This is a genomic window from Viridibacillus sp. d25.2 (genome assembly GCF_055456015.2).
Map to the genome: position 1 here is coordinate 1,241,776 of NZ_CM196652.1, position 26,847 is coordinate 1,268,622.

The window sequence follows — 26,847 nt, forward strand, 5'->3', positions numbered from 1 at the left end:
AAGGATTTTAATTTTTTAGAAAAAAACATAAAAATGCAATTGATTTAATATTTATGCATATGTATAATGGTCATTAACAATAAAACAATTGGGAGTGATCATATATGAAACTTTTAGAATTAGTGCAGCTAAAATTAGTAGAAAGCTTAAAAGGCAAAGATTTAATTTCACTTGTAGACTATACAAGTGAAGAGGTACAGAGCTTACTAGACTTATCCATTCAATTGAAAACTATTACTAAAGAAGGGAAATGCCCTCCGTTATTAGAAGGGAAAACGTTAGGGATGATTTTCGAAAAGCATTCTACACGTACTCGTATTTCATTTGAAGTAGGTATGAATCAACTGGGTGGAAAAGGTATGTTTATGCATGCTCGCGATTTGCAAATAGGACGTGGAGAATCTATTTATGATACTGGGCATGTATTATCAGGTTATTTAGACGGAATTATGATCCGTGCAAATTCACATGAAATGGTAAAAGAACTCGCTGAACACGCATCTATTCCTGTTATTAACGGGCTAACAGATCTTGCTCATCCATGCCAAGCACTTGCTGACCTTGAAACAATTGCAGAAGAAAAAGGTTATGTGAAGGGCTTAAAACTAGCATATATTGGTGATGGAAATAATGTAGCCCATTCATTAGTAGTAGCTGCTGCACATGTTGGAATGAATGTTGTTGTAGCAACACCTAAAGCGTATGAACCAAGTGAGGCAGTCATGAGAAAAGCAACGGAAATTGCAGCTGTAAATGGTAGTACTGTATTATTCACATATGATCCTGCTGAAGCAGCAAAAGATGCAGATGTGATTTATACAGATGTATGGACTTCTATGGGGCAAGAAGAGGAAGCTGCAAAACGTTTAGCAGACTTTAAAGACTATCAAATTAACGATGCATTAGTAGCGAATGCAAAAGCAAATTATATGTTCTTGCACTGCTTGCCAGCCCACCGTGAAGAAGAAGTAGCGACATCTGTTATTGATGGACCGAACTCATTTATCTTCGAACAAGCGGAAAATCGTCTTCATGCTCAAAAAGCAGTTTTAGCTTCTATCTTAGGGTAGATACTAATTGAAAACGATGCTGTCATTAACAAAAAGTGTATAAGGTTACATGTTTCATATATTTAAAAAAGTACATCACTACTAACAGTGATGTACTTAGACTGTAGACAAACTCGAAAAAAAGTGTTTTCTACAGTCTTTTTATTTTATATAGGATAAATCAGGTTTTCCGAAGCTTATCGCTCGCTTTCCGCGGGCAAGTGCCGAGCCGCTTCGTCGCTACGCTCCTGTAGGGTCTCGACTGTCTCGCTAATCCCGCAGGAGTCGAGCGGACGCTTCTCCAAACCAATAAAGTGCTACCGTCTACTTTTCTATTTACTCATTCATTTTAATAGATGTTAGACTGTAGACAAACTCGAAAAAAAGAGTTTTCTACAGTCTTTGTATTCTTATACAGGATAGATCAGGTTTTCCGAAGCTTACCGCTCGCTTTCCGCGGGCGAGCGCCGAGCCGCTTCGTCGCTACGCTCCTGAAGGGTCTCGACTGTCTCGCTAATCCCGCAGGAGTCGAGCGGACGCTTCTCCAAACCAATAAAGTGCTACCGTCTACTTTTCTATTTACTCATTCATTTTAATAGATGTTAGACTGTAGATAAACTCGAAAAAAAGAGTTTTCTACAGTCTTTGTATTCTTATACAGGATAGATCAGGTTTTCCGGAGCTTACCGCTCGCTTTCCGCAGGCGAGCGCCGAGCCGCTTCGTCGCTACGCTCCTGAAGGGTCTCGACTGTCTCGCTAATCCCGCAGGAGTCGAGCGGACGCTTCTCCAAACCAATAAAGTGCTACCCTCTACTTTTCTATTTACTCATTCATTTTAATAGATGTTAGACTGTAGACAAACTCGAAAAAAAAGAGTTTTCTACAGTCTTTGTATTCTTATACAGGATAGATCAGGTTTTCCGGAGCTTACCGCTCGCTTTCCGCAGGCGAGCGCCGAGCCGCTTCGTCGCTACGCTCCTGAAGGGTCTCGACTGTCTCGCTAATCCCGCAGGCGTCGAGCGAACGCTTCTCCAAACCCAAAGGAACTATCCGGAATAGATTTGAGTATGTAACATTCGCGTAACAGATTTGGTTTAGTCTAATCCACGAGGTCTTTTCGAAAGTAGAAAATATAGATTTTGGTTTTGGTGTTGATTCAAAAGTTGTTAACTATAAAGGGTGAAGATTGGGGGCCTTGTCTGGCTTGTGACACAAATAACTATGGAATTGACCTTAGATAAAGTTATTAATAATACGTTAGAATGGTAGTGAAAGTATGAAAAGATTAATTTTTAATATTATAAAATGCCTAATTGTATTAAGTATAATTGTAGCGGGAATCGTCATATATGCATTTAAGATTGAGCCGAAACGCCTGATCACAAAGGAATATGAACTGGAACTCGTAGAGGGAGGAGAAAGTTCATTAAAGGTAGTGCAATTTTCAGATGTGCATTTAGGCCCGAATTATTCGCTAGAGCAACTTGAGAAGCTTGTAGAAAAAATTAACGGACTTAAACCTGATGTAATAGCTTTTACAGGAGATTTAATGGATGTACCTTCTAAATTTGAAGATAGGTCAAAAATAAGTGCAATATTGGGCAAACTACGTAGTAAATATGGGAATTATGCAGTATGGGGAAACCATGACCGTGGAGGCGGTGGAGTTAGGTTTTATGAAGAGATAATGAGCTCATCTGGATTTAAATTACTGACTAATGAAAGTAGCGTTATAGATCTTGAAAATGGAAAAGTAATAAATGTTATAGGATTGGATGAAGGGATGCTTGGAAATCCTGATGTTCAAAAAGCATATGCTGGTACAAATGGTGAGGGGATAAACCTTCTTATATTACATCAGCCGGACCTTATAGACCAGGTAGAAGATGATAATATTGATGTCGCACTTGCAGGGCATAGTCACGGTGGACAAGTTGATGTCCCAGTAATTGGTGCTATATATACGCCCCCACTTGCAGAGAAATATACCAAAGGGTTATATCAACTTGGAATCCATAAGTATCTATATGTAAATAGCGGGATTGGTACTACAAGGATACCAGTTCGATTTTGGAACCCTGCAGAAGTATCGGTGTTTAACATAACTTTATAAAATGACTTTTAAAAGATAAGCGTCAAATAATACCCTCTTTGCGCTAGGTGGGAATCATTTGACGCTTACCTATATATGAAATCGGAAAGGAGAGCAGAAAATGAATATTCTAATTGCAGATGATGAACAGCATATGGTTAAAATACTTTCAGCCTATTTAAAAGATGAAGGATTTAATATTCTAGAAGCTGGAGATGGACAGGAAGCGTTAGATATTTTTGAAACAACTAAGATTGAGCTAGCAATTTTAGACTGGATGATGCCTAAAATTGATGGAATAGAAGTATGCAAATATATTAAGGAAAACAGTCAAACTAAAGTTCTAATATTAACAGCAAAAGGGCAAAATGAAGATGAAATACACGCCTTACATGGTGGAGCTGATGAATATATTAAAAAGCCATTTGATCCGCGTATTTTAATTTTAAGAGTAAAAAAGCTATTGAATATGAGTGAAGAAATAAAAGTGAAAGATATTCTCATCAAAGAGAGTGAAAAGAAAGTATATAAACAAGAAGAACCTATCCAACTAACAAAGATAGAATATGATTTATTGCTTTTCTTCATAAAAAATAAAGGCGTGATTTTATCAAGGGATAAGTTGATTGATTTAGTTTGGGGCTTGGATTATGAGGGGGATCATAGAACTGTAGATACTCATATCAGAAGATTAAGAACTAAAATTGGAGATGACCTAATTAAAACCTATAGAGGCATTGGATACTGCCTGGAGGTGAAGGAAGATTAAAATAAGAAATAAATTTTCTATTGGTATATCATCAGTAGTAATTTGCATCTATATATTCTCGATACTAGCAAATATATTTTTGGTAGACAGATATTACATTCATGAGCAAAGAAAGGTTTTGGATAAGGCGTCTAGCGATATACTCAAGGAGCCTAAGAAAAACCTTTTAAATGATTTGAAAAAGATAGAAGAGAAATACGCTATTACTATTGTCTATTCAGAAGTAAGTGGAAGTTTGGATCAAATTAATGAAAGAATAATTATGGAATTTGACAAGAAAAAAATAAAGCTAAACAAATTTTGGCTTACTGAACAGACGTTGGATAAGTTGCAAGAAAAAAGCGTAAATAAGATATACGACCAAGGGATGAGTAAATATAAAGTTTTGACTAAATTTATGAAAATAGATAATTATATAATCGCAATTGGATTACCTTTGCCGCATATGGAAGATACTATTTCCATAATAAATAGATTTAATATTGTTTTGATGTCCATTTCTGTCATGTTAATTGTCTTTTTAGTAGTGATTATATCCAACAAAATTACAAGACCATTAGAATCCTTGGAAAATTTATCTCATGATATAGCCAACTTAAATTTTAGGAAAGAAGAGATAATGACAAATGATGAAGTAGGAGAGCTAGCAAAAAGTATAAACATTATGAGTGGAAAATTAGAAAAAGCTCATGAAGAAATTAATAGTCAAAATAAGCGTTTGAAAGAGCTAATGGCAGATATATCCCATGAGTTGAAAACACCACTATCATTAGTGAAAGTATATGAACAAGGAATATCGGACGGTCTGGATGACGGTACTTACAGAGACACCATTGAAGAACAAATTGAGAAAATGAATGCTCTAATAGAGAAGCTATTGTTTTGGACAGCACTAGAGAATGGTGCATTAAACAAATCTACTTTTGATATAGGTAAAAGAATTATTGAAATGACAAAGAAGTACAAGCTGATTCTGCAGGAATACGATATTAATTTATCACTAAATGTAGATGCGAGCAAAGAATATTTGATTCAAGCTGAAAAAGAAGGAATCGATATTGTCCTCGATAATTTAATTACGAATGCCATTAAATATTCCTATGACAAGAATATTGAAATTGCTTTAAAGAAAACCAATAATGCCGTGAAGCTGACGATTGCTAACGGGATAGGTGAAATGAATGAAAATGATTTAGAAAATATTTGGAGACCTTTCTATGTACTAGAAAAATCAAGAAGTAAGGAGCTTTCTGGAACAGGATTGGGTTTGCCTATTATTAAGACCATTTTAGATAATCACAATGTGGATTATGGATTTGAATTAAAAAATAATAAGTTAGAGTTTTTTGTCACATTCGTGTAACAAGCCCGAGTTAGTCTAAGACTAGGAGGTGCGATACATGAAAAAAATAATATCTATCATGTTAATTGTAGTCTTTGCTATTAGTTTTCTTATAGGATGCGCTAGCAAAGAAAAAAGGCCAAACAAAGTGGTCTACACGCAAAAAGATAATTTAGATTTTAACTTTAGTGTAGATCCGGAAACCTTTACGCTTGAGGTGGAATCCAATGGAACTAAGGAAAAGGTATCAGAACCATTGGAGAAAATGAAAGTTTCAAATTTAAAAGACAGTAAAGATAATATTAGCTGGACCTATGCAGAACAGGATCTTGATATTGATATCGAAAAGAAAGAAAAGTTTGTAGATGTAACCATCAAATCCAGTAAAGACAATGAAAATACGTTTGCTTGGCCGAAAGTGAAAGGTAATGGATACCTACTCCCATTAAATCAAGGTAAGTACATTCCAAGCGATGATCCAGTTTGGAAAGACCATCTAAATGAAGAAAAAATGAAATTGGTTGAATCTTTCTCCATGCAGTTTTTTGCGGTCGATAAAGATGAATATTCATTAGTATATATTATTAAAAATCCCTACAATAATGAAATTTCTTTTGATACAAAGAAAAATATAGAGTTTACTTTTAATCATGAGTTTCCGTCTATCAATCAACAGAAGGAATATGGTTTTAGAATATATTTAACGAAAAAAAATCCAGTACATGTTGCCAAAACTTATAAAAATTATTTGATTGAGCAAGGTGACTTTAAATCCTTGAATGAGAAGGCTAAAGAAAATAATAATATTGAAAAACTTTATGGTGCTCCTCATGTTTATTTTTGGGACAGAATTGTAATTTCAGAAGAAAATATACAATGGGCAAGGTTGAGAAGTAGTTTCCCTGATAAGCTGAAATTATGGATTCAGGAGTTATTAACTACTAAAGTTGAAGATGGGGCAGAGCTTGCAGCTGCGTATGATGATTTAAATACTTACGATTACGTAGACAAATATACAAAAAATAGAATAGTAAAAAGCTTAAGTGCTGTCATGCAACTAAAAGAATTTTACAATCCGGAAGTATTTACTAAAGAGGATAAAGAAATTCAAAAGTTAATAAATAAGAAAATAGACAAATTAAATCCAGTAGAATTAATTGAACTTAATAAGAGATTATTAAAAAGCGAGCTTGGTAACGTAGTGGATCCAATAGAAAAGTGGGCAGATGCTAATACAATAGATGTCATAAAGGATATGAAGCATTCAGGGTTAGCAAATTTATGGATCGGTTTAGATGACTGGCAAGAAGGCTTTATTAAACCAGAGTTAGTAAAAGAAGCAGAAAATCAGGGATATTTAATCGGTACTTACGATTCGTATCATTCAATCCATGAACCAGGTAAAGAGCAGTGGGAAACGGCTAAATTTAAGGACACTTCACTTTTTGAAAACGCAACCGTCACTAAAAAAGATGGAAGTAAAATTGAAGGATTCCAAGGTGTAGGTAGAAAGTTGAATCCGACATTAGCAATGCCAAGTGTGAAAGAAAGAGTAACGTCGATCTTAAATACTGGTTTACCATTTAACTCATGGTTTTTAGATACAGATGGTACTGGAGAAATCTTTGATGACTATTCACCAGAACATACTACTACTGAAGCAGAAGATGTCCAAGCTCGAATTAAGAGAATGGAGTATCTACAAAAAGAATGGGGAATGGTAGTCGGAACTGAGGGCGGAAATGATTTTGCTAACAAAACGATTGCTTTTGCACATGGAATAGAAACCCCCTCATTTTCCTGGATGGATGAGGATATGGGCAAAAATAAAGAGAGTAATTATTATGTAGGAAGATACTATTCGAGTACTGGCGGAGTTCCAGAACTATTTTCTAAACAAATACCTGTAAAGGATAAGTACAAGAAACTATTTTTGGATTCAAACTACACCATTCCATTATATAAGTTAGTTTACAACGATTCAGTAATTACGACATATTGGTGGGGATGGGGAACTCTAAAAATAGAAGATGAAATTGAAAATAGAATGCTGTATGAAATACTTTACAATGTACCCCCTCTTTATCATATTGATAAACACGAGTGGGAAAAGTACAAAGAAACAATAATGAACCATTCTAAAGTGTGGACAAATTTCAGCAAAAAAGCAATAAAGGAAGAAATGACAGATTATAAAATTCTCTCAGATGACAGATTAGTTCAGATGACTGAATATGGAGAAGCTTTGAGTGTAATAGCCAATTTCTCTGAAGATGAAACCATCGCTCAAGGAGAAAAAATACCCGGGAAATCAGTATTAATAATTGATGGAAAGGATAAATCCATTTATACACCAAAAAAGTAAGCGTAAAATAGATTGTATTGTTACTAATCATAAACATACTAAATACCCATCGTTTCTTGAAAAGCTGCTTAATTGGAATGCAGGCGACGACCCCTTGGGAAACTAGCTGAGACCCCGCAGGAGCGTTAGTGACGAGGAGGCTCAAAGTTCGCCCTCAGGAAAGCGTCAGCCGGAACGGAAGTTAACGGATCGAAGAAAAAGCCATGGTAGAAACGATTAATCGTTTCCGCCATGGCTAAATTCATTTTATGGACTTTTTCAGTGCCCTCAATAACTAGTGGGGATTTTTTTATTTTTGAGAAGCAATCTTATATCGTTTTAGGCCTTCTGTGTAACAGTAGAAGTAATCTTATCAACCTCAACATTACCTACTGGGCGTTTTGACCAATATGTTGCAAGGATTGGTCCAGAGATATTATGCCATACAGCTCCAAATGTACTTGGTAAAGCAGCTAGGGGACCAAAGTGTGCTGCAGCAAGTGCGACACCTAATCCAGAGTTTTGCATACCTACTTCTATAGAAATAGCTCGTTGATCTTGTAAAGAAAGCCCACATAATTTGCCTGCGTAGTATCCTAATAATAACCCTGCACCGTTGTGTAAAAATACTGCAAAGAATACTAGTGAGCCTGCAGAAGCGATTTTATCTTGGTTCCCTGAAACTACGGCTGATACTATGACAATAATTGCGAAAACGGAAATTAAAGGCACAATGGAAATACTTTTATCAACGACAGTTGGCAAGAATTTGCGAACAAGTATGCCAAGAGCGATTGGAACGATAATAACTTGAATAATAGACATAAACATTGATTTTGCATCTACAGGCATCCATTGACCAGCTAATAGCAATAATAATAGTGGTGTCAAAATTGGTGCAAGTAATGTAGAAACAGAAGTCATTGTAATAGATAGGGGCACGTTTCCTTTTGCTAAATACACCATAACATTGGAAGCAGTCCCACCTGGAACAGAACCTAGTAATACAAGACCTGCAGCTAATTCTGAAGGTAATTGCAATATATAAGCGATTGCAAGTGCAGTAAGAGGCATAATCGTAAACTGTGCTACGATTCCGATGAATACTGGTAACGGCTTTGTCAAAACTAATTTAAAATCACTGGCTTTTAGTGTAAGTCCCATTCCAAACATGACAACCCCAAGTAGTATTGTGATATATTGTCCTAATCCTAAAAAGGGTGTGGGTGCTAAATAAGCTACTACGGCAATAAGCATTACCCATACAGCAAAGTATTTTCCGATAAAAGTACTAAACGTTTCAAGAGTTTTCATTTGTACAACATCCTTTCTTTATCTTGCTTGAAAATTTTTAAAATAGGGTAAGTAAAAACTATTGAAAGTAAGTACTACTCTGCGAAAAGAAATAAATATATTATTCTGAATATTTATAATAATATATTTATTATAATGATGATTAAGGATTTTTCAAGAAGATTATGAAAATCAATTAAAAATTCCGCTCCTAATAAAAATTAGAAGCGGAATATCAGATTTTAATATTATTCTTCAATTCGAACAATTTTACCTGGATTCAAAATGTTCTTTGGATCAAGTGAGATTTTAATAGCTTTCATGACATTATACGATTCGCCATGTTCTTTAGCCTGGTATTTTTGTTTACCAACTCCCACGCCGTGTTCTCCTGTGCAAGTACCGTTGCGATCTAATGCAAATTGTACAATAGCTTCATTGAAGGCATCGGCTCTTTTAACTGCTTCTGCATTCTTCAAATCAATCATAACTATTGCGTGGAAGTTACCATCACCGACATGACCTAATACGCCACCTGGAAGATTAGCAGCATTTAGTTGCTGACGTGCAAAACGTACAGCATCTGCTAAATCTGAGATGGCTACGCACACATCCGTTACCATCTGTCTTTTACCTGGATGACCGTGTGTATAAGCGTATGCTAAGTTGTGACGGGCATCCCACAGTTTGGTGCGAGCAGTGTTATCCGATTCGAACTGCACTTCTACGCAACCATGATCCTCCATAATTTCACGTGTAAATGAAACATCTTGTGCTAAGCCTGCTTCATTACCATGGAATTCGATAAATAGGGTTGGTTTTTCAGGATAAACGGTGTCGCTGTAATGATTTACTTGGCGAATAGACTCTTCGTCTACTAATTCAACTCGAGCAATTGGAATGCCGACTTGTAAAATAGAAGTAACAGCAGCAATTGCATTCTCGACAGTTCGAAAGACAGCGCGGGCAGCCGTTTCAAATTCTGGAATACCATAAACTTTTAATGTAAGTTCTGTGAAACAGCCAAGGGTACCTTCAGAGCCAACAAATAAACCATTTAAATGGTAACCAGATGATGATTTTGCAGCTAAATTTCCAGTGTGGATAATTCTACCGTCAGCTAAAACAACTTCTAAGTCACGTACTTGGTCGCGCATGACGCCATATCGTACAGCAGTTGTGCCACTCGCATTTGTCGCAGCCATTCCGCCTAAAGTGGCGTCGGCACCCGGGTCAACAGAGAAAAAGAGGCCATGTTTTTTTAATTCTTTATTTAATTGCAATCTAGTAACGCCAGGCTGTACTTTTACAAGCAAATCATCTTGGCGAATTTCTAAAATTTTATCCATTAAAGAAAAGTCGATTGTAATTCCGTTTTCATAAGGAATTACATGGCCCTCTAAACTAGAGCCGCGACCAAAAGGAACAACCGGAACTACTAGCTCGTTGGCAAGTTTCATAATCTCACTTACTTGCTCCTTCGTTTTAGGAAATACAACGATATCTGGAAGGCAAGCCTCATGATAAGATTCGTCTTGTCCGTGCAGTTCTCTAACTGTCTCGTTGACAGAAACTTGATCTTCGTCAAGGAATTGTTTTAACGCTTCTGTAATGGTGTCGACTGTTACTGTCATTTTAAATCGCCTCACTTTATATTTTTAGAACAATCCGAAATGTTGTTATTTTCGGAAAATTAATAATGTAATAGAATTTATTATAATATTGTCACCATATTACGCAAGCTAAAATTTGGATAGTACTAATTTGATAAAACTTTAAGTTTAGAATGACTAAATTATCTCCTCCAAAGATTACAATTATATTACAGTGCATGTCGAAATATTGTTTTTCAAATAGTAGAAGTATAAACTGGAAATTAGTCAAGTAAAAAAACATAGCAAAACATCCATAATATTACATAGAAAAGTAGATGATAATTAATGAAGAAGATATTAAAAAACGTTTTAGCAATAACCGTTTTAGCGGCTGCTCTATTACAAGTATCCCCTTCTTACGCTAGTCCTTCAAATGACTCAGCTCCAACAAAAGCTGAACAAAAAGCCTTAAAGCTAGAGCAAAAAATTCAAAAGCTTGATAACAGTATTATTGAAGCAATGGATAAGGTTGATCGACTAAACAAGAAAATTAAAAACTCAAACGAGAAAATTACTCAAACAAAAAAAGACATTAAACAAACGCAAACAGAATATGAATTGCGCAAAACATTATATGAAGAACGACTAAGAGATATCCAAGGTGAAAGCAAAAGTACATTTATGTTATATGCAGATGTCTTCCTATCATCTGAGGGTATGTCTGATTTCATCGACCGTACAACAGCTGTTACTCAAATTTTAGATAGTGATCAATCTTTAATGACAGAGTTAAATGATAAAGAAGACAAACTAATTGCTTCTAAAACATCTCTTAAAAAAGTGAATACAGAGTTGAAAGAAGATAAAAAAGATTTAGCTAAAGAAATGAAGCAAATCAAAAAAGATAAAAAGAAAGTTGAATCAAAACTAAAAGCTACGAAAAAAACAATTAAAGAAGAAAAAGCCGCTAAAAAAGCTGCAAAGGCCGCTCAAAAGCGTGCTGAGAAAGCTGCAAGAGAAGCAGTGAAAACAGCATCAAAAGATGATGACAAGCAAGTAAGTTTATCACCAGTAGTGAATATCACAAAAACATCGAACAAAAATGATGATGTTCTAAATTTAATAAATCAAAAACCTTCTGGCGGAGATGCATCAGGTCTCATTGGTTACGCGAAGAATTTTCTTGGTGTACCGTATGTATGGGGTGGAACTTCACCATCAGGCTTTGATTGCTCTGGTTTAATGCAATATGTTTACCGTTCTGAAGGTATTAGTCTTCCAAGAACGTCTAGTCAACAACAAAATGCAGGTACTCGTATTTCACCAAATGATGTACAAGCTGGTGACTTAGTGTTCTTTGGTAGCCCAGCGTATCACGTTGGTATGTATATCGGAAATGGACAATGGCTACATGCACCACAAACGGGTGATGTCGTGAAAATCGCATCATACAACCCATCTATGTTCTCGAGTGCAGCGCGAGTACGATAATTAATATTCAAATAAAAGAGAGCCAATGAGCTCTCTTTTTTGTGGTTTTTTTATAAAATAATTTGAAAAAATTTACATAATGTTATGTTTAGATTACAATATGCATATAAAACTTAACTTTTGGAGGTTGTAGAATGCTCAGAAATCGGGTGAAGGAGCTTCGAGCAAGACATAGCTTTTCACAATCTGAATTAGGAAATCGTGTCGGTGTAACAAGGCAAACTATTGGCTTTATAGAAAAAGGGGAGTTCTCACCGTCAATCACATTAGCTCTAAAACTTGCAACAGAGTTACAAATTAAAGTAGATGAACTATTTTGGTTAGAAGGGAAGGAAGAGGAATGAAAAAGGATTTACGTGTACAGAGCCCATTGTGGAATATTTTAGGGATTGTTATTTTAGTTATAGCGGCATATGGTGTTACACATTCTTTCCCTATTGAGTGGAGCAAAGGGAAAGACGGGGTGATTGAAATTTATATAACAAACAATATTAATTGGCAACTAATTTCCGCTATGTTGTTCAGTCTAATTTATTTGCCTGCTTATGCTTATAAATTTAGGCAACATAACAAATTGAATCCACAACATAAAGTATCTATGTTTAGTATCCAACCTCCTGAGTACTTAGAAGAGGATGAAATGATGCGTGCTGTTACACAGCGTGCAACGCAAAAGGTGTATACTTTCATTTCTTATGCACTACCGTTAGCAGTGCTAATATTCTTAATCCCCCTGAATCATTTTTGGTATATTCTAATCATTTTATTAATCGCTATTATACAAAACCTCATGTATTATTTTGAAATCCGTAAATATGTAAAAGAAGATAAAGAGGAAGTTTCTGAATTTTCTTAAAAAGAAAAAACTGTCCGAGCGCATTTCACCGCTTGGACAGTTTTTTATTAGGCCATGGCTTTGGCTAAATCTTGCATAAAGTTTTGTTGTTTTTGTTGATCTGCATTGTTCCACCATGCTTCTAGAAAGACACCGAGTCCTGGGAGTAAATGCTCCTCACCGCGTGTAATCGCATCTTCAACAACATTCTTCAGTTCGTCGGCACTTTGACCTTGAACATTAGTTTTAACGGCTTCTCGTATTTGAAAATTCATACTTCATCCCTCCTATTATCATTTTTGCCGTTAGGCTCGATAGTTATACATTCATTTGTTAAAATTAGAATGGTTGATATTATTTACTATTGAGAATTTTTTGAAAAAAATTACATAACTAAGGGGTTGTTTTATCATGAGAGCATTTGTTTTTGAAAAAGGTTCTTTTAAAGTAACTGAATTACCTAATCCGCAAGCGGGCACTTTAGAAGCAGTTGTAGCGGTTAAAGCTGCGGGGTTAAACCGTCGAGATTTGTATACATCAGGACGTTTAGGAAATGATAGCGAGGCGCTGATTTTAGGTTCTGATGCAGCAGGCGTTATTGAAGAAGTCGGTGAGGGAGTGACTGATTGGCAAGTTGGCGATGAAGTAATTATTAATCCTTCGTTGCGTTGGTACGAAAATTCGGATGTCCCTCCAGCCGATTTTGATATTTTAAGCTTCCCTGATAACGGAACTTTCGCCGAGAAAATTGCCATTTCAGTCGAACAATTAGAGCGAAAGCCTTCGCACCTTTCATTTGAAGAGGCTTCTGTCATTGGTATTTCACCATTAACAGGTTATCGTGCATTAATTACAAAAGGGCAAATAGAAGCAGGGAATACAATATTTATCCCCGGAGCAGGTAGTGGTGTCGCGACGTTTTTAATCCAAATGGCTAAAAACGTTGGAGCAAGAGTCATAGTCTCATCTCGAAGTGAAGAAAAACGTAATGCAGCGCTTGAAATCGGTGCTGACGTAGCGATTGATACGAACGGAGACTGGGTAGAATTATTAAATGGAGAACAAATCGACATTGTCATTGAGAGTGTTGGACGTGCAACTTTTAATCGCTCTTTGGATGTTTTGAAAAAGGGTGGTAAAATAGTGTTGTTCGGTGCGACAACAGAAGACGTTGTTGATTTTGACTTACGAAAATTTTTCTATGGACAATATACATTGTATGGGACTACAATGGGAAGTCGCGATGAATTCCGTGCATGCCTTAAGCATTTAACGGAATTTAACACGCATCCAGTGATGGACCGTACTTTCTCGTTAGATGAAGCAGAACAAGCGCTTGAATATTTAAAAGAAAACCATCAGTTTGGCAAAATAACTATAACGATTTAAAAATTAAAGGCGGTATACATTTTATGAAAAGAATAGAATCACCACAAAATTCACTAGTTAAGTATTGGAAAAAGCTAGTGACAACTAGAAAAGAACGTGAACGTTCTGGGGAATTTATCGTTGAAGGTTTCCATTTAGTTGAAGAAGCAATTAAAAACAATGGTGAGGTACTAACAATTATTGTTCGTGAAGGTGTGGACATTCCACACTCTTGGAATATCGATGACATTTTTGTTGTAGAAGTAACACAACCAATCGCAAAAGAATTGTCTGAAACAGAACACCCTCAAGGTATATTCGCACAATGTAAACAACGTGAGGTAACGGAAGAAGAACAAGCAGGCTGGACAAAATTATTATTAATCGATGCAGTTCAAGATCCAGGTAACGTAGGTACAATGATTCGTACTGCAGATGCTGCTGGTATTGATGCTGTTATTCTTGGCAAAGGCTCAGCTGATGCTTTTAATCCAAAAACAGTACGCTCTGCTCAAGGTTCACATTTCCATATACCAGTTGTAAAAGGGGAATTGGGAGACTGGATTGACAGTTTACAAAATCGTCTAATTCCTGTAATTGGGACAGCTTTAGATAATGCAGTAGTATATTCTGAAGTAAAAAAAGGCGATAAATTTGCACTTATTATGGGCAATGAAGGTAATGGTATTCACCCAGACTTACTGGCAAAAACTGATGCAAATGTTATCATTCCGATTTTAGGGCAAGCTGAATCTTTAAACGTAGCAGTAGCTTCTGGGATTTTGTTATATAACTTCTCAGTTTCAGCAAAGTGACCTTGAAGAAAACAATTTAGTTGCGTATAATGATTATTATTGCATACAATAATTAATAATATTTTAAATGCTTCGATCGGAAAAAGTATATGTTTCTACACTTTTTAGGGAGTGCCCGCCAAAGACTGCAAGCGTGCATAAAGTTGTGTTACATGGAAGTTCACTCCGTTAGCAGCCACCGGGACCAGCAATTGCTGTAAAGGTTGGCCGGTTTAGAGCCGTTATTTCAATGAAGTGATTGTACTTATGTACAATAACTAGGGTGGTACCGCGAACTATGTCCTCGTCCCTTTTTAGGGGGCGAGTTTTTTTGTGCGAATTTTTTTAGCTACTTGAAAAGAAGGTTTGCATGAAAAGTAAAAACAACCTGTTTTTACTTTTCGATATTGAAAGGAGGAATTTAAATGGCAATGGAAGAACAATTAAATCAGCTAAAAGAAGAAGCTTTAGCGAAAATTGCAGCGGCATCAAACTCTAAAGAGTTGAATGATGTGCGTGTTGCTTATTTAGGAAAAAAAGGTCCGATTACGGATTTATTAAAAGGGATGGGTAAACTTCCAGCAGAGGAACGTCCTAAAATGGGTGCATTAGTAAACGTGGTACGTCAAGAAGTGACTGAGGTGCTTGAAGCACGTGCACAATTACTAGAAGAAAAAGCAATCCAAGAACAACTTGAAAAAGAATCTATCGATGTAACTTTACCAGGGAGATCTTTAAAAGTAGGTAATAAACACCCGCTGACAAAGGTAGTTGAAGAAATTGAAGACTTATTCATCAGCATGGGTTATGAAATTGCAGAAGGTCCAGAAGTTGAAAAAGACTATTATAACTTTGAAGCATTGAACTTACCAAAAGGTCACCCTGCTCGTGATATGCAAGATACATTCTATATTTCTGAAGAAATTTTACTTCGTACACAGACTTCTCCTGTTCAAGCACGTACAATGGAAAAAAAACAAGGTGCCGCAGTGAAAATAATCTGTCCAGGTAAAGTGTTCCGCCGTGATAATGACGATGCTACTCACTCGCATCAATTCAATCAGATTGAAGGACTTGTAATAAGTGAGAACATTACAATGAGTGACCTAAAAGGTACTTTGGATCTTTTCGCTAAAAAAATGTTTGGTCAAGAACGTGAAATTCGTTTACGTCCAAGTTTCTTCCCATTCACTGAACCTTCAGTAGAGATGGATATCTCTTGTTTCAAATGTGGTGGAGATGGTTGTAGCTTATGTAAAAAAACAGGTTGGATTGAAATTTTAGGTGCTGGTATGGTACATCCAAACGTCCTAGAAATGGCAGGTTATGATCCTAAGAAAGTTTCAGGCTTTGCATTTGGTATGGGACAAGAACGTATTGCAATGTTGAAATATGGGGTGGATGATATCCGTCATTTCTACACAAATGACATTAGATTCTTATCGCAATTCCATCGCACAGAACAGTAAGGAGGGGAAATCATGCTAGTATCATTAAAGTGGTTAGAACAATATGTAGATTTACAAGGCCTTGAGCCAGCAGTTTTAGCAGAAAAAATTACACGCGCTGGTATTGAAGTTGACGGTATAGCAGACTTAGCAGAAGGCATGAAAAAGCTAATGGTCGGCGAAGTAAAAGAAAAAGTAAAACATCCAGAAGCGGATAAATTAAATATTTGCCAAGTTGATTTTGGTGAAGAGGAATTATCACAAATCGTATGTGGAGCTCCAAACGTAGCAGTTGGCCAAAAAGTTATCGTTGCTCGTCCAGGTGCTCATTTACCAGGTGGTAAAATCAAAAAAGCCAAACTTCGTGGTGAAGTATCAAACGGTATGATTTGTTCATTACAAGAACTGGGTATCGAAGGTAAATTAGTACCGAAAGCTTACAGTGAAGGTATTTTTGTATTACCTGCAGAAACGCCAGTAGGGGCTGACCCACTTGAAGTGCTTGGTCTATATGACACAGTGCTTGAACTTGGTTTAACACCAAACCGTTCTGATGCTATGAGTATGTTAGGTGTTGCTTATGAAGTGGGTGCAATTCTTTCAGAGGATATTAAATTACCGGAATTAGATTATACAGAATCAGCTGAAAAAGCTGCTGATTATTTAAATCTTCGTGTAGATGCACCAGCAGAAAACCCTATGTATGTAGCAAAAGTTGTGAAAAACGTCAAAGTTACTGAGTCTCCATTATGGTTACAACAACGTCTAATGGCAGCTGGTGTTCGCCCACATAACAATGTAGTTGACGTAACAAATTACATTTTAATGGAATATGGTCAACCGCTTCATGCATTTGACTATGACCGTTTAGGAACAGGTGAAATTGTTGTTCGTCTTGCAAATGAAGGCGAAAAAATTACGACTCTTGATGATAAAGAACGTACATTAAATGCAAAAAACCTTGTTATTACAAATGGAAAAGAACCTGTCGCAGTAGCTGGTGTTATGGGTGGTTTAAACTCAGAAGTACATGATGGAACAACAACAGTTGTCATTGAATCTGCATACTTCGAAGGTTTATCAGTACGTTATACATCAAAAGACTTAGGCTTACGTAGTGATGCAAGTGCACGTTTCGAAAAAGGACTTGATCCAAACCGTGTTATTCCTGCAGCAGAACGTGCAGCAAAATTATTAGCAGAATTAGCTGGTGGAGAAGTATTAGCTGGATCAGTTGTTTTTGATGAATTGGATAAAACACCTTCAAAAGTAATCGTGTCTCCTGACTTTATCAATGCTCGTCTTGGTATGAAGATTTCTTTAGATGATATGGTATCAATTTTAAAACGTTTAAAATTTGATGTTGAAACTGCGAATGGCATGCTTTATGTAGATGCACCAACTCGCCGTCAAGATATTAAAATTGAAGAAGATATTGTGGAGGAAATCGCACGCCTTTACGGCTATGATGAAATTCCAGCAACAATGCCAATTGGCGAATCGACACCAGGCGGTTTAACAACTTATCAAGCAAAACGTCGTATCGTGCGTTCTTACTTAGAAAGTGCGGGTCTTTACCAAGCACTTACTTATTCATTAACATCTGAAGCACTTTCACAAAAATATGCTATAGAAACAGCTTCAGTTACAAAATTGTTAATGCCAATGAGTGAAGAACGTAGCACATTACGTCAAAGTTTGATTCCACATTTAGTGGAAGCAGCTTCTTATAATATCGCTCGTCAAGCGGATACTGTAGCACTTTATGAAGTGGATTCTGTATTCTTAGGTTTAACTGAGGAAGGGCTGCCACTTGAAGAAGAGCATGTAGCAGCTGTTATCACAGGAAAATGGGTAGATCATGCTTGGCAAGGTGAGCATAAACAAGTAGATTTCTTCGTATTAAAAGGAATCGTGGAAGGGTTATTTGATCGCCTAGGTTTAGCAGATGCAGTAACATATGAACGTGCAACTGTAGATGGCTTACACCCAGGACGTACTGCTAGCGTATTATTAAATGGCAACCGCATCGGTTTAATCGGTCAATTGCACCCGACTGAACAAAAAGCTAGTGGCTTAAAAGAAACATACGTAATGGAGATGAACTTAGCAGCTATTTTAGACGCATCTATTGAAGCGCTAGTTTACGTTCCAGTTCCACGTTTCCCATCGATGTCACGTGATATTGCACTAGTTGTTGATAGAAGCACAGCAGCAGCTGATCTTGAAGCAATCATCCGTCAAGCAGGTGGCACATTATTGAAAGATGTTCGTGTCTTCGATTTATATGAAGGAGACAAAATGGAAGAAGGCAAGAAATCAGTAGCCTTCTCATTACAATACTTTGAACCTGAGCGTACTTTAACAGATGAAGAAGTAGTAGCAGCACATGAAGAAGTGTTAAAAGCATTAGCAGAAGCGAATGCGCAAATTCGTTAATAAATAGATTTCCATACTAAATACCTGATCAGACGAACTGTCTTGATCAGGTGTTTTTTATATTATCCTTTTCATGGAAGTTTCAATCTGTTATATTTATTGTATAACAAAAAGAGGTGAGCAGGATGAGTTCATTATTAATGATGCTTTTACCAATTATAATTATTCAGTTTATTTTGATGATTGTTGCTTTAATCGATCTAGTGAAAATCCCGCAAACAAATGGTCCAAAATGGCTGTGGGCTATTGTTATTGTCTGTGGAAATATTATTGGTTCGATTATTTACTTTATCTTCGGGAGGAAACAAGTATGAGCCAGTTATTACAAGTTTCAGCGTTGCAAAAGAATTATGGACAGCATGAAGTGATTAAAAATATATCTTTTGAGTTAACAAAAGGCACGGCAACTGCTTTGATTGGACCCAATGGAGCAGGTAAAACAACGATATTATCGATGCTTGCTGGGTTATTAAAACCGACAAGTGGACACATTCAATTCGATGGAATGGCGGGAGACCCAAGAGCATCTATTGGTTTTTTGCCACAGTATCCACAGTTTAATACTTGGCTCACAGCGAGTGAATTTCTAATTATGGCTGCACGATTAAGTGGGTTGACTGCACAAGTTGCGAAAGAAGAGTCAGAGAAAATGCTTCAGTTCGTTGGCTTAAAAGATGCAGCAAATAAGAAAATTGGCACGTTCTCGGGCGGTATGAAACAAAGACTAGGTCTAGTTCAAGCAATTATACATAAACCTAAATTGCTTTTATTGGATGAGCCAGTATCCGCACTTGACCCAGCTGGACGCCTAGATATGATGAATTTGATGAAATCGCTACAAAAAGAAATGACGATTTTATATTCAACTCATATTTTGAATGATGCTGAGCAAATGACAGATCAGTTATTATTCTTGAAAGCTGGCAAGTTAGTTGAGCAAGGTTCACTAAATGATGTAAAAGCAAAATATGAACATCGTCAAATTATAGTGGAATTTAAAGAGGCTGAAGCGGCTGCTCAATTTGTAGTGAATAGTTCATTCAGTACAGAGCAACAAGGCAACATCGTAATTTTGCAAACAGATGAAATGCAACAAGTTATTCAGGAGTTAGCAAAAGGATACTTTGCAATTCGCAAAGTCGAGCAGCAATCTGCTAGCTTAGAGGAAATCTTCATGAAGGTGGCGAAACTATGATGCAATGGTGTGTGCTTTTACAAAAAGAATGGCGTGATCATGTACGTAGCTTAAAGATTTTATGGATTCCACTTGTGTTTATGTTATATGGCATTATGCAGCCAGTAACACTATATTACATGGAAGATATTATGAAGGCTGTTGGCAATATGCCTGAGGGTTTTGATATGGGTATGACAGATATGACATCACTTGAAGTAATAGCATCTACAGTTGGTCAGTTCCATCTCATTGTTGCACTTATATTTGTTTTAAGCTTTATGGGGAGTATTAGTAAGGAAAGAAAAAATCGAACAGCCGCGCTACTGTATGTACGACCAATTTCTTTTTCTTCGTATTACTTCAGTAAGTGGTCTGGAGCAACACTTGTTGCGCTCTTTAGTACAATAATAGGCTTATTAGCAAGTTGCTATTATACAGTGATTTTATATGATGAGGTAGATGTTTGGCGGATAGCAGCCCTCATTGGCACGTATAGTCTATGGGTAGTGTTCGTAGTGACTGTCACAATTACATCAAGTGCATTGTTCTCTACGGGTGTTGCCGGTACGCTAGCAATTTTTCTAACTTTTTTTCTACAGTTAATCGATGGTATTATCGGGCAGTTTTGGACAGTGTCACCTTGGAAGTTGGGTACGTACGCTGTAACTTGGCTTGGTTCAAAACCAGACAGCGGTGACTTTTGGTTATCGGTAGCCACAACAATCATTGTTATATTGGTGTTGATGGTTATCGGTGTGTTCGGTGCAAAAAAGAATATGGAGAATGTAAAAATATAAAAAACAAGCTATTCCTTCTCTTCGTGAAAGAGAGGAATAGCTTGTTTTATTTGGAACGTTTTTTGGTGGCAATGGCATGTGCTTTTTGGGTATTTGCAAAATGCCATTTTGTCATTGATTTTAATGTCTCTTCGCCTTTTGATAGTAAAATACGTGCTGCCATTTCATCTACTTTATTACTTGCGCCTTTTTGTAAATCAAAGCCAACTAAATCGCCAAGGCGGTCCATTTCTTTTAAGAAGGCATATCGTGCTAGAATAGAGGCAGCTGCTACTGAGACATGTAATTGTTCTGCTTTTGTAGCGAATAATACATTCTCTTTAACGATAGTCTTTTCATTTTTTAGGTGGTTATAATAAATGCCACGCTCCGCAAATTGGTCAATTAAAATATGTGCTGGTTTTTTTGGTGCAATTTTACCTAGCACGTTATGTAGTGCTTGGTTGTGCATCATTGCTTTAATTTTCCCTTGTGACCAGCCTCTAGCTTGAATAGTGTTATATTTGTCGTTCCGTACGGTTAGAATGCTATGAGGTAGTGCCCGCATTAAGTCAGGCGCGATTTGTCGCATAAAGTCATCCGTCAACATTTTAGAGTCTTTAACACCGAGTTCACGAACGAGTTCGATTTTATCAGAAGATACATATACTGCGGCTACCGTTACAGGTCCGAAATAATCACCTGTTCCTGTTTCATCAGACCCCATTACGGAGAGTTGTTCAAAATTGGAAGGCAACTTATCACCCTTCGATGACGTCTTTTTAGTAGTAGGATCATTAGGTTTTCCCCATCGACTAGACTCCCGCTCGGCTCCGTTTCCTTGGAACATCACTTTGCCAGATTTATATGAAGTGATAGAAGTATCGCTTAATTTTGCGGCAAATATGACTCCTGGCGCATTGCGTTCTACTCTAGATGAGGCATAATAAGAAGCAAGTTCTCCTTGCTTTTCGGTTGTTAATAAAATTACAATATTAGACATTTTATAGTCCTTTCTACTCTCGTTATTCACATGACAAACAATTTCATGGTATGATTAGAAATAGGATTTTAAGGAGGGGCAGCTGTGTCAGAGCAACCAAAAAATCGAATTTCAGTTGATATATATGGTCAAACATATACTATGCTTGGTACAGAGTCAACATCACATATGCGTTTAGTCGCGTCAACAGTTGACAATACTATGAGAGAGATTAAACAGGCAAACCCGAGCCTTGACAGCACTAAACTGGCCGTCCTAACAGCTGTAAATTCTGTAAATGATAGTTTGAAATTGAAAGAGCAACTTGTATTATTAGAAGAAGAACTGAAAAAACTAAAGGATTGAAGTAAATGATTGATATACTTATAATTATTTTATTACTTGCCGGCATTATCACTGGTGGAAGAAGAGGTTTAGTAGTCCAGTTGATACATATCATTGGATTTTTAATCGCGATGATTGTCGCTTATTTTTATTATAAACCTTTAGCTGAAAAATTTGTGCTTTGGATTCCATATCCAGCAGTTGATGGGAATACTACGTTAACTTATGCGATGGAACAACTAGATCTTAGCCAAACATTTTATCAGCTACTAGCCTTTGCAATTATTTTCTTTGTCGTCAAATTTGCAATGCAGATTGTCGCGTCAATTTTTGATTTCTTAAAATATGTGCCTATTATAGGTCCGTTCAATCGCTTTTTAGGTGGAATATTAGGATTTATAGAAGCTTATATATTAGTATTTATTTTACTTTATATTTTAGCTCTATTACCATTAGATGGTATCCAAAAATCTGTGGATAATTCAATCCTAACAAAATTAATGCTTGAATACACACCGATTATTTCCAGCATGTTCAAAAATATGTGGTTTGTCTACATGAAATAACTGCTCTCAACCGAGAGCAGTTTTTTCACGAATAAGGAGGTCATTTTTTGAATAAAAAAACAATCATCCGTACATTTGAAAAAATAGCATTATATCTAGAGTTACAGGGAGTCAACCCGTTTAAAATTTCAGCATTTCGTAAAGCTGCGGCAGCACTTGAAGCAGATACTAGAAGTTTAAGTGAAATTGAAGATATTACAGCGATAAAAGGCATTGGTAAGGGAACCGCTGCAGTTATTGAAGATTTACTTACAACTGGAGAATCTTCTGTTCTAAAAGAGTTAGAAGAGGAAGTACCTAAAGGATTACCGCCATTATTAAAATTACCAGGCCTTGGTGGGAAAAAAATCGCAAAGCTATATCAAGAGTTAGGTGTAGATTCGGCAGAGGCACTAAAGGCAGCGTGTAATGAAGGAAAAGTGTCTGAGTTAGCAGGCTTTGGTAAAAAAACTGAAGAGAAGATATTAAAAGAACTAGAGGCATTTGGAACTCGTTCAGAGCGATTACCTATTTGGCAACTAGAAAAAGTCGTACAAGAAATAGAAGGTATTTTAAGTGGAATTGTTGAAGTGCAACAGTTTTCAGTTGCAGGTAGCTTTAGACGTGTTAAAGAGTCTAGTAAGGATGTCGATTTTATCATTGCTACGGCAAACCGAGAATCTGTGAAAGAGCAACTTTTAGAGGCGCTTGTCATATCTGAGACTATTGCAGCAGGTGATACTAAAATTTCCGTAACTTTGGCCGCTGAAGATCCAGTTAGCGTCGACTTCCGTCTAGTGACACAAAATGAATATGCAACGGCCCTTCATCACTTTACTGGCTCAAAAGAACATAATGTAAGAATGCGTCAATTGGCTAAGGATTTAGGTAAGAAAATTAGTGAATATGGTGTGGAGCAGGCGGATGGATCTGTCACAACATTTGCTTCTGAAACTGACTTTTTTGCTCATTTTGACTTACCGTTTATCCCACCTAGTATAAGAGTAGGTAATAAAGAATTTGACCGTTTAGAGGACATCAAAGAGCTTGTTCAATTAGAAGATATTCGTTCTGATTTGCATATGCATACAACATGGTCTGATGGCGCGTATGCAGTACATGAAATGGGTGAAGCACTCATTGCTAGAGGTTATGAATATGCTGTCATCACAGATCACTCGCAATATTTGAAGGTTGCTAATGGATTAACCCCTGAACGTTTAATTGAACAGCGCAAAGAAATTTGGGCATTCAATGAAAAGCATCCAGACTTCCGCTTACTTGCAGGAACTGAGATGGATATTTTACCAGATGGATCGCTTGATTTTGAAGATGATGTACTAAAGAAATTAGACTTTGTCATTGCATCAATTCACTCTAGCTTTTCACAGCCTCAAGAGAAAATTATGGACAGATTACATAATGCTCTGCGAAATCCATATGTCCATATGATTGCACATCCTACAGGTCGTATTATCAGTGATCGAGAAGGATATAACCCAGATGTCCCACAATTGATTGAATGGGCGAGAGAATATGGTAAAATTTTAGAGTTAAATGCTAATCCATATCGTCTTGATTTATGTGAAGAACATTTAGAAATGGCAGCAGCTGCTGGTGTACCGATCGCTATAAATACAGATGCACATGCAATTGACCAACTTCGCTTCATGGAAGTTGGAACGAAATACGCTCAAAAAGCATGGTTAAAGAAAAATAATATCGTGAATACGTGGACATTTGAAGATTTTGTCCGTTTTATACAGAACAAATGAAGGGGAGGTGTTTTGAATGATCGCAGAACGCGCATTGAAAACACTAGAATTTGATAAAGTACGTGCTCAAGTAGCTTCATATTGTACATGCTCTTTAGGGAAAACTGTAATAGATGAACTTGTCCCTGAAACTGATTTTGAAAAAGTAACGCAACTATTAGACGAAATGGATGAAGGTTTATCCATTCTTCGAGTTAAAGGAAATGTGCCAATGGGTGGCATTTTCGAAGTGCGTCCGCATGCAAGACGTGCACAAATTGGAGGAGTTCTCAGCCCAGTTGAACTGATGGAGATTTCGAGCACAATTCGTGCAAGTCGTATACTTCGTCAGTTTATTGAAGGAATTGAAGTAGAAGAGGATATACAAATTCCTTACTTCATTCAGAAGAAAGAAAGTATCCCGACATTAGCAGGCTTGCAGCATGAGATTAATGCTTGTATTGATGATAACGGTGCTATTTTAGATTCTGCTAGCTCTGAGCTTCGTTCAATACGTCAGCAATTACGAGCACAAGAAGGGCGTGTTCGTGAAAAGTTAGCGAGCTTAACACGCGGTACTAATGCTACGAAAATGCTTTCTGATGCAATAGTTACAATTCGTAATGATCGTTTTGTTATTCCTGTTAAATCAGAATACCGCAGTCATTACGGTGGTGTTGTACATGACCAATCTTCATCTGGTCAAACATTATATATTGAACCGGATGCAGTCGTACAAGCGAATAACGAAATTCATCAATTAAAATCGAAAGAGCAAGTTGAAATCGCGCGCATTTTATTAATGTTATCTCTAAAAGTACAAGAGGTAGCACACGACATCTTTATCACTGTGCAATTACTTGGCGAAATTGACGTTATTTTGGCAAAAGCAAAATACGGCCAAGCCAATAAATGTTCAAAGCCAATTATGAATAATGATGGATATATTAAATTAGGAAAAGCGCGTCATCCTTTACTACCAATCGATGAAGCAGTAGCAAATGATATTGAATTTGGAAAAGATTTCACCGCAATCGTAATTACTGGGCCTAACACAGGTGGTAAAACGGTTACGTTAAAAACAGTGGGACTATGTACACTAATGGCGCAGTCTGGTATTCCAGTCCCTGCTCTTGATGGCTCTCATCTTGCAGTATTTGATCAGTTATTTGCTGATATTGGAGATGAACAATCTATTGAGCAAAGCTTAAGTACATTCTCATCACATATGGTGAATATTGTTGATATTTTAAATCAATTTGATGACCGTTCCCTGATTCTTTTTGATGAGCTTGGAGCAGGAACTGACCCTCAAGAAGGTGCAGCACTGGCTATTTCTATTTTAGATGAGGTACATGGTCGTGGAGCGCGAGTAATGGCAACGACTCACTATCCTGAGTTAAAAGCATACGGCTATAATCGCCCAGGTGTTGTCAATGCAAGTGTAGAATTTGATGTTGAGACGTTGAGCCCAACCTATCGCCTATTAATTGGAGTTCCAGGGCGTAGTAATGCCTTTGAAATTTCTACACGTCTTGGTTTGCCAGATGCTATTATTGATCGTGCTAAAACATTCACAGGTACTGATCGTCATGAAGTAGAATCGATGATTGCGTCTTTAGAGGAAAGTCGTCGTCAATCAGAAGAAGATGCTGAAAGAACACTTGTATTACGCCAGCAAGCAGAAGCACTTCAAGCAGAGTTAGATGAAAAGCTTAAAGCTTATGATGATAAAAAAGAATCATTAGAACAAAAAGCTAAAGACAAAGCGCGTAAAATTGTGGATGAAGCAAAAAAAGAAGCTGAAGAGGTTATTTCAGAACTTCATAAAATGCGCTTAAATGCAAACAAGATTGTCAAAGAGCATGAAATCATTGATGCTCGTAAACGGCTAGAAAAAGCTGCACCGGAAAATAAAGTATTGAAAAAGCAACAGCAATTAAAAGCACGAGCTCAAGAATTATCTAAGGGTGACGAAGTAAAAGTATTAAGCTATGGTCAAAAAGGTGTGTTACTAGAAAAAGTATCAAATTCTGAATGGATCGTGCAAATTGGTATACTGAAGATGAAGCTTAATGAATCAGATTTAGAGTACGTGAAACCTGAAAAAGAAAAGCAAACTGTAAATGTTTCAAGCGTTCGTAATCGAGACTCAAATGTTAAGCTAGAACTAGATCTTCGCGGAGAACGTTATGAAGATGCGATTGTACGCACGGAAAAATATATTGATGATGCATTACTGTCAAATTATCAACGCATTTCAATTATTCACGGTAAAGGAACTGGGGCATTACGCCAAGGAATTCAAGCCTTACTAAAAAAACATCCGCGTGTAAAATCTTATCGTTTTGGTGAAGCAGGAGAGGGCGGCTATGGCGTAACAGTAGCCGAGCTAAAATAACCTTTTAA

General features: G+C 36.8%; 23 protein-coding genes and 1 other annotated feature. Of the genes, 19 read left to right on the forward strand and 4 right to left on the reverse strand.

Annotated elements, in window-relative coordinates; translation table 11 throughout:
• Positions 1-104 precede the first annotated feature (104 nt).
• The 5 genes from argF to ACZLO7_RS06155 all read left to right on the forward strand — a co-directional run bounded on the left by argF (position 105) and on the right by ACZLO7_RS06155 (position 7,617).
• Positions 105-1,070, forward strand: coding sequence for an ornithine carbamoyltransferase (argF, locus tag ACZLO7_RS06135; protein ID WP_464938117.1), 966 nt, complete (start codon positions 105-107; stop codon positions 1,068-1,070).
• A 1,255-nt stretch (positions 1,071-2,325) separates the two neighbouring features.
• Entirely contained in the window at positions 2,326-3,162 is an 837-nt protein-coding gene (locus ACZLO7_RS06140; protein ID WP_464938116.1) for a metallophosphoesterase, read from the forward strand.
• A 100-nt stretch (positions 3,163-3,262) separates the two neighbouring features.
• Complete coding sequence (locus ACZLO7_RS06145; protein ID WP_464938115.1) at positions 3,263-3,910, forward strand: response regulator transcription factor; 648 nt, start codon at positions 3,263-3,265, stop codon at positions 3,908-3,910.
• A gap of 118 nt (positions 3,911-4,028) precedes the next feature.
• On the forward strand, positions 4,029-5,273 hold the full coding sequence (locus ACZLO7_RS06150; RefSeq protein WP_464938114.1) for a sensor histidine kinase: 1,245 nt from the start codon (positions 4,029-4,031) through the stop codon (positions 5,271-5,273).
• A 37-nt stretch (positions 5,274-5,310) separates the two neighbouring features.
• Positions 5,311-7,617, forward strand: coding sequence for a glycoside hydrolase (locus ACZLO7_RS06155; RefSeq protein ID WP_464938113.1), 2,307 nt, complete (start codon positions 5,311-5,313; stop codon positions 7,615-7,617).
• Positions 7,618-7,935: 318 nt separating this feature from the next.
• On the opposite strand, the gene ACZLO7_RS06160 is transcribed toward ACZLO7_RS06155, so the two are convergent.
• On the reverse strand, positions 7,936-8,910 hold the full coding sequence (locus tag ACZLO7_RS06160; RefSeq protein ID WP_464938112.1) for a bile acid:sodium symporter family protein: 975 nt from the start codon (positions 8,908-8,910) through the stop codon (positions 7,936-7,938).
• 227 nt (positions 8,911-9,137) lie between these two features.
• A complete protein-coding gene (locus ACZLO7_RS06165) occupies positions 9,138-10,523 on the reverse strand; it encodes an FAD-binding oxidoreductase (protein ID WP_464938111.1) in 1,386 nt (461 codons plus the stop codon).
• A gap of 306 nt (positions 10,524-10,829) precedes the next feature.
• Between ACZLO7_RS06165 and ACZLO7_RS06170 the strand changes: the two genes are divergently transcribed.
• From ACZLO7_RS06170 to ACZLO7_RS06180, 3 genes are all read left to right on the forward strand, one after another.
• Positions 10,830-11,975, forward strand: coding sequence for a C40 family peptidase (locus ACZLO7_RS06170; protein ID WP_464938110.1), 1,146 nt, complete (start codon positions 10,830-10,832; stop codon positions 11,973-11,975).
• Positions 11,976-12,109: 134 nt separating this feature from the next.
• Positions 12,110-12,319 carry a helix-turn-helix transcriptional regulator gene (locus ACZLO7_RS06175; protein WP_464938109.1) on the forward strand — a complete coding sequence of 70 codons (210 nt, stop codon included), beginning with the start codon at positions 12,110-12,112 and terminating at the stop codon, positions 12,317-12,319.
• A complete protein-coding gene (locus ACZLO7_RS06180; protein ID WP_464938108.1) occupies positions 12,316-12,831 on the forward strand; it encodes a hypothetical protein in 516 nt (171 codons plus the stop codon). Before ACZLO7_RS06175 ends, ACZLO7_RS06180 begins: the two co-directional genes overlap by 4 nt.
• A 47-nt stretch (positions 12,832-12,878) precedes the next feature.
• Here ACZLO7_RS06180 and sspI read toward each other — a convergent pair whose 3' ends face one another.
• A complete protein-coding gene (sspI, locus tag ACZLO7_RS06185; RefSeq protein WP_427752842.1) occupies positions 12,879-13,085 on the reverse strand; it encodes a small acid-soluble spore protein SspI in 207 nt (68 codons plus the stop codon).
• A gap of 136 nt (positions 13,086-13,221) precedes the next feature.
• On the opposite strand from sspI, the gene ACZLO7_RS06190 reads away from it, so the two are divergent.
• The 7 genes from ACZLO7_RS06190 to ACZLO7_RS06220 all read left to right on the forward strand — a co-directional run bounded on the left by ACZLO7_RS06190 (position 13,222) and on the right by ACZLO7_RS06220 (position 20,833).
• The gene (locus ACZLO7_RS06190; protein ID WP_464938107.1) at positions 13,222-14,199 is read left to right on the forward strand and encodes a zinc-binding dehydrogenase; all 978 of its coding nucleotides are present in this window, start codon (positions 13,222-13,224) and stop codon (positions 14,197-14,199) included.
• Positions 14,200-14,222: 23 nt separating this feature from the next.
• Complete coding sequence (locus ACZLO7_RS06195) at positions 14,223-14,993, forward strand: TrmH family RNA methyltransferase (RefSeq protein ID WP_464938106.1); 771 nt, start codon at positions 14,223-14,225, stop codon at positions 14,991-14,993.
• A gap of 63 nt (positions 14,994-15,056) precedes the next feature.
• Positions 15,057-15,287 (forward strand) — a binding site (T-box leader).
• Between the two features lie 116 nt (positions 15,288-15,403).
• Positions 15,404-16,441 carry a phenylalanine--tRNA ligase subunit alpha gene (gene pheS, locus ACZLO7_RS06200; protein ID WP_464938204.1) on the forward strand — a complete coding sequence of 346 codons (1,038 nt, stop codon included), beginning with the start codon at positions 15,404-15,406 and terminating at the stop codon, positions 16,439-16,441.
• Between the two features lie 12 nt (positions 16,442-16,453).
• The gene (gene pheT / locus ACZLO7_RS06205) at positions 16,454-18,859 is read left to right on the forward strand and encodes a phenylalanine--tRNA ligase subunit beta (RefSeq protein WP_464938105.1); all 2,406 of its coding nucleotides are present in this window, start codon (positions 16,454-16,456) and stop codon (positions 18,857-18,859) included.
• A 125-nt stretch (positions 18,860-18,984) separates the two neighbouring features.
• Positions 18,985-19,173 (forward strand): PLD nuclease N-terminal domain-containing protein, encoded by a 189-nt coding sequence (locus ACZLO7_RS06210; protein WP_100794463.1) that lies wholly within the window; start codon positions 18,985-18,987, stop codon positions 19,171-19,173.
• Positions 19,170-20,054, forward strand: a complete 885-nt coding sequence (locus ACZLO7_RS06215; protein ID WP_464938104.1) for an ABC transporter ATP-binding protein — start codon at positions 19,170-19,172, stop codon at positions 20,052-20,054. Before ACZLO7_RS06210 ends, ACZLO7_RS06215 begins: the two co-directional genes overlap by 4 nt.
• Positions 20,051-20,833, forward strand: a complete 783-nt coding sequence (locus tag ACZLO7_RS06220) for an ABC transporter permease subunit (RefSeq protein ID WP_464938103.1) — start codon at positions 20,051-20,053, stop codon at positions 20,831-20,833. Before ACZLO7_RS06215 ends, ACZLO7_RS06220 begins: the two co-directional genes overlap by 4 nt.
• A 46-nt stretch (positions 20,834-20,879) precedes the next feature.
• On the opposite strand, the gene rnhC is transcribed toward ACZLO7_RS06220, so the two are convergent.
• Entirely contained in the window at positions 20,880-21,815 is a 936-nt protein-coding gene (rnhC, locus tag ACZLO7_RS06225) for a ribonuclease HIII (RefSeq protein WP_464938102.1), read from the reverse strand.
• Between the two features lie 84 nt (positions 21,816-21,899).
• Here rnhC and zapA point away from each other — a divergent pair, with 84 nt between their 5' ends.
• The 4 genes from zapA to ACZLO7_RS06245 are packed head-to-tail and all read left to right on the forward strand — an operon-like array spanning position 21,900 to position 26,839.
• Entirely contained in the window at positions 21,900-22,160 is a 261-nt protein-coding gene (gene zapA, locus ACZLO7_RS06230; protein WP_464938101.1) for a cell division protein ZapA, read from the forward strand.
• Positions 22,161-22,165: 5 nt separating this feature from the next.
• Positions 22,166-22,705 carry a CvpA family protein gene (locus ACZLO7_RS06235; protein WP_464938100.1) on the forward strand — a complete coding sequence of 180 codons (540 nt, stop codon included), beginning with the start codon at positions 22,166-22,168 and terminating at the stop codon, positions 22,703-22,705.
• A gap of 47 nt (positions 22,706-22,752) precedes the next feature.
• Entirely contained in the window at positions 22,753-24,459 is a 1,707-nt protein-coding gene (gene polX, locus ACZLO7_RS06240; RefSeq protein ID WP_464938099.1) for a DNA polymerase/3'-5' exonuclease PolX, read from the forward strand.
• A 16-nt stretch (positions 24,460-24,475) separates the two neighbouring features.
• The gene (locus ACZLO7_RS06245; protein ID WP_464938098.1) at positions 24,476-26,839 is read left to right on the forward strand and encodes an endonuclease MutS2; all 2,364 of its coding nucleotides are present in this window, start codon (positions 24,476-24,478) and stop codon (positions 26,837-26,839) included.
• The last annotated feature ends 8 nt before the right edge of the window (positions 26,840-26,847 follow it).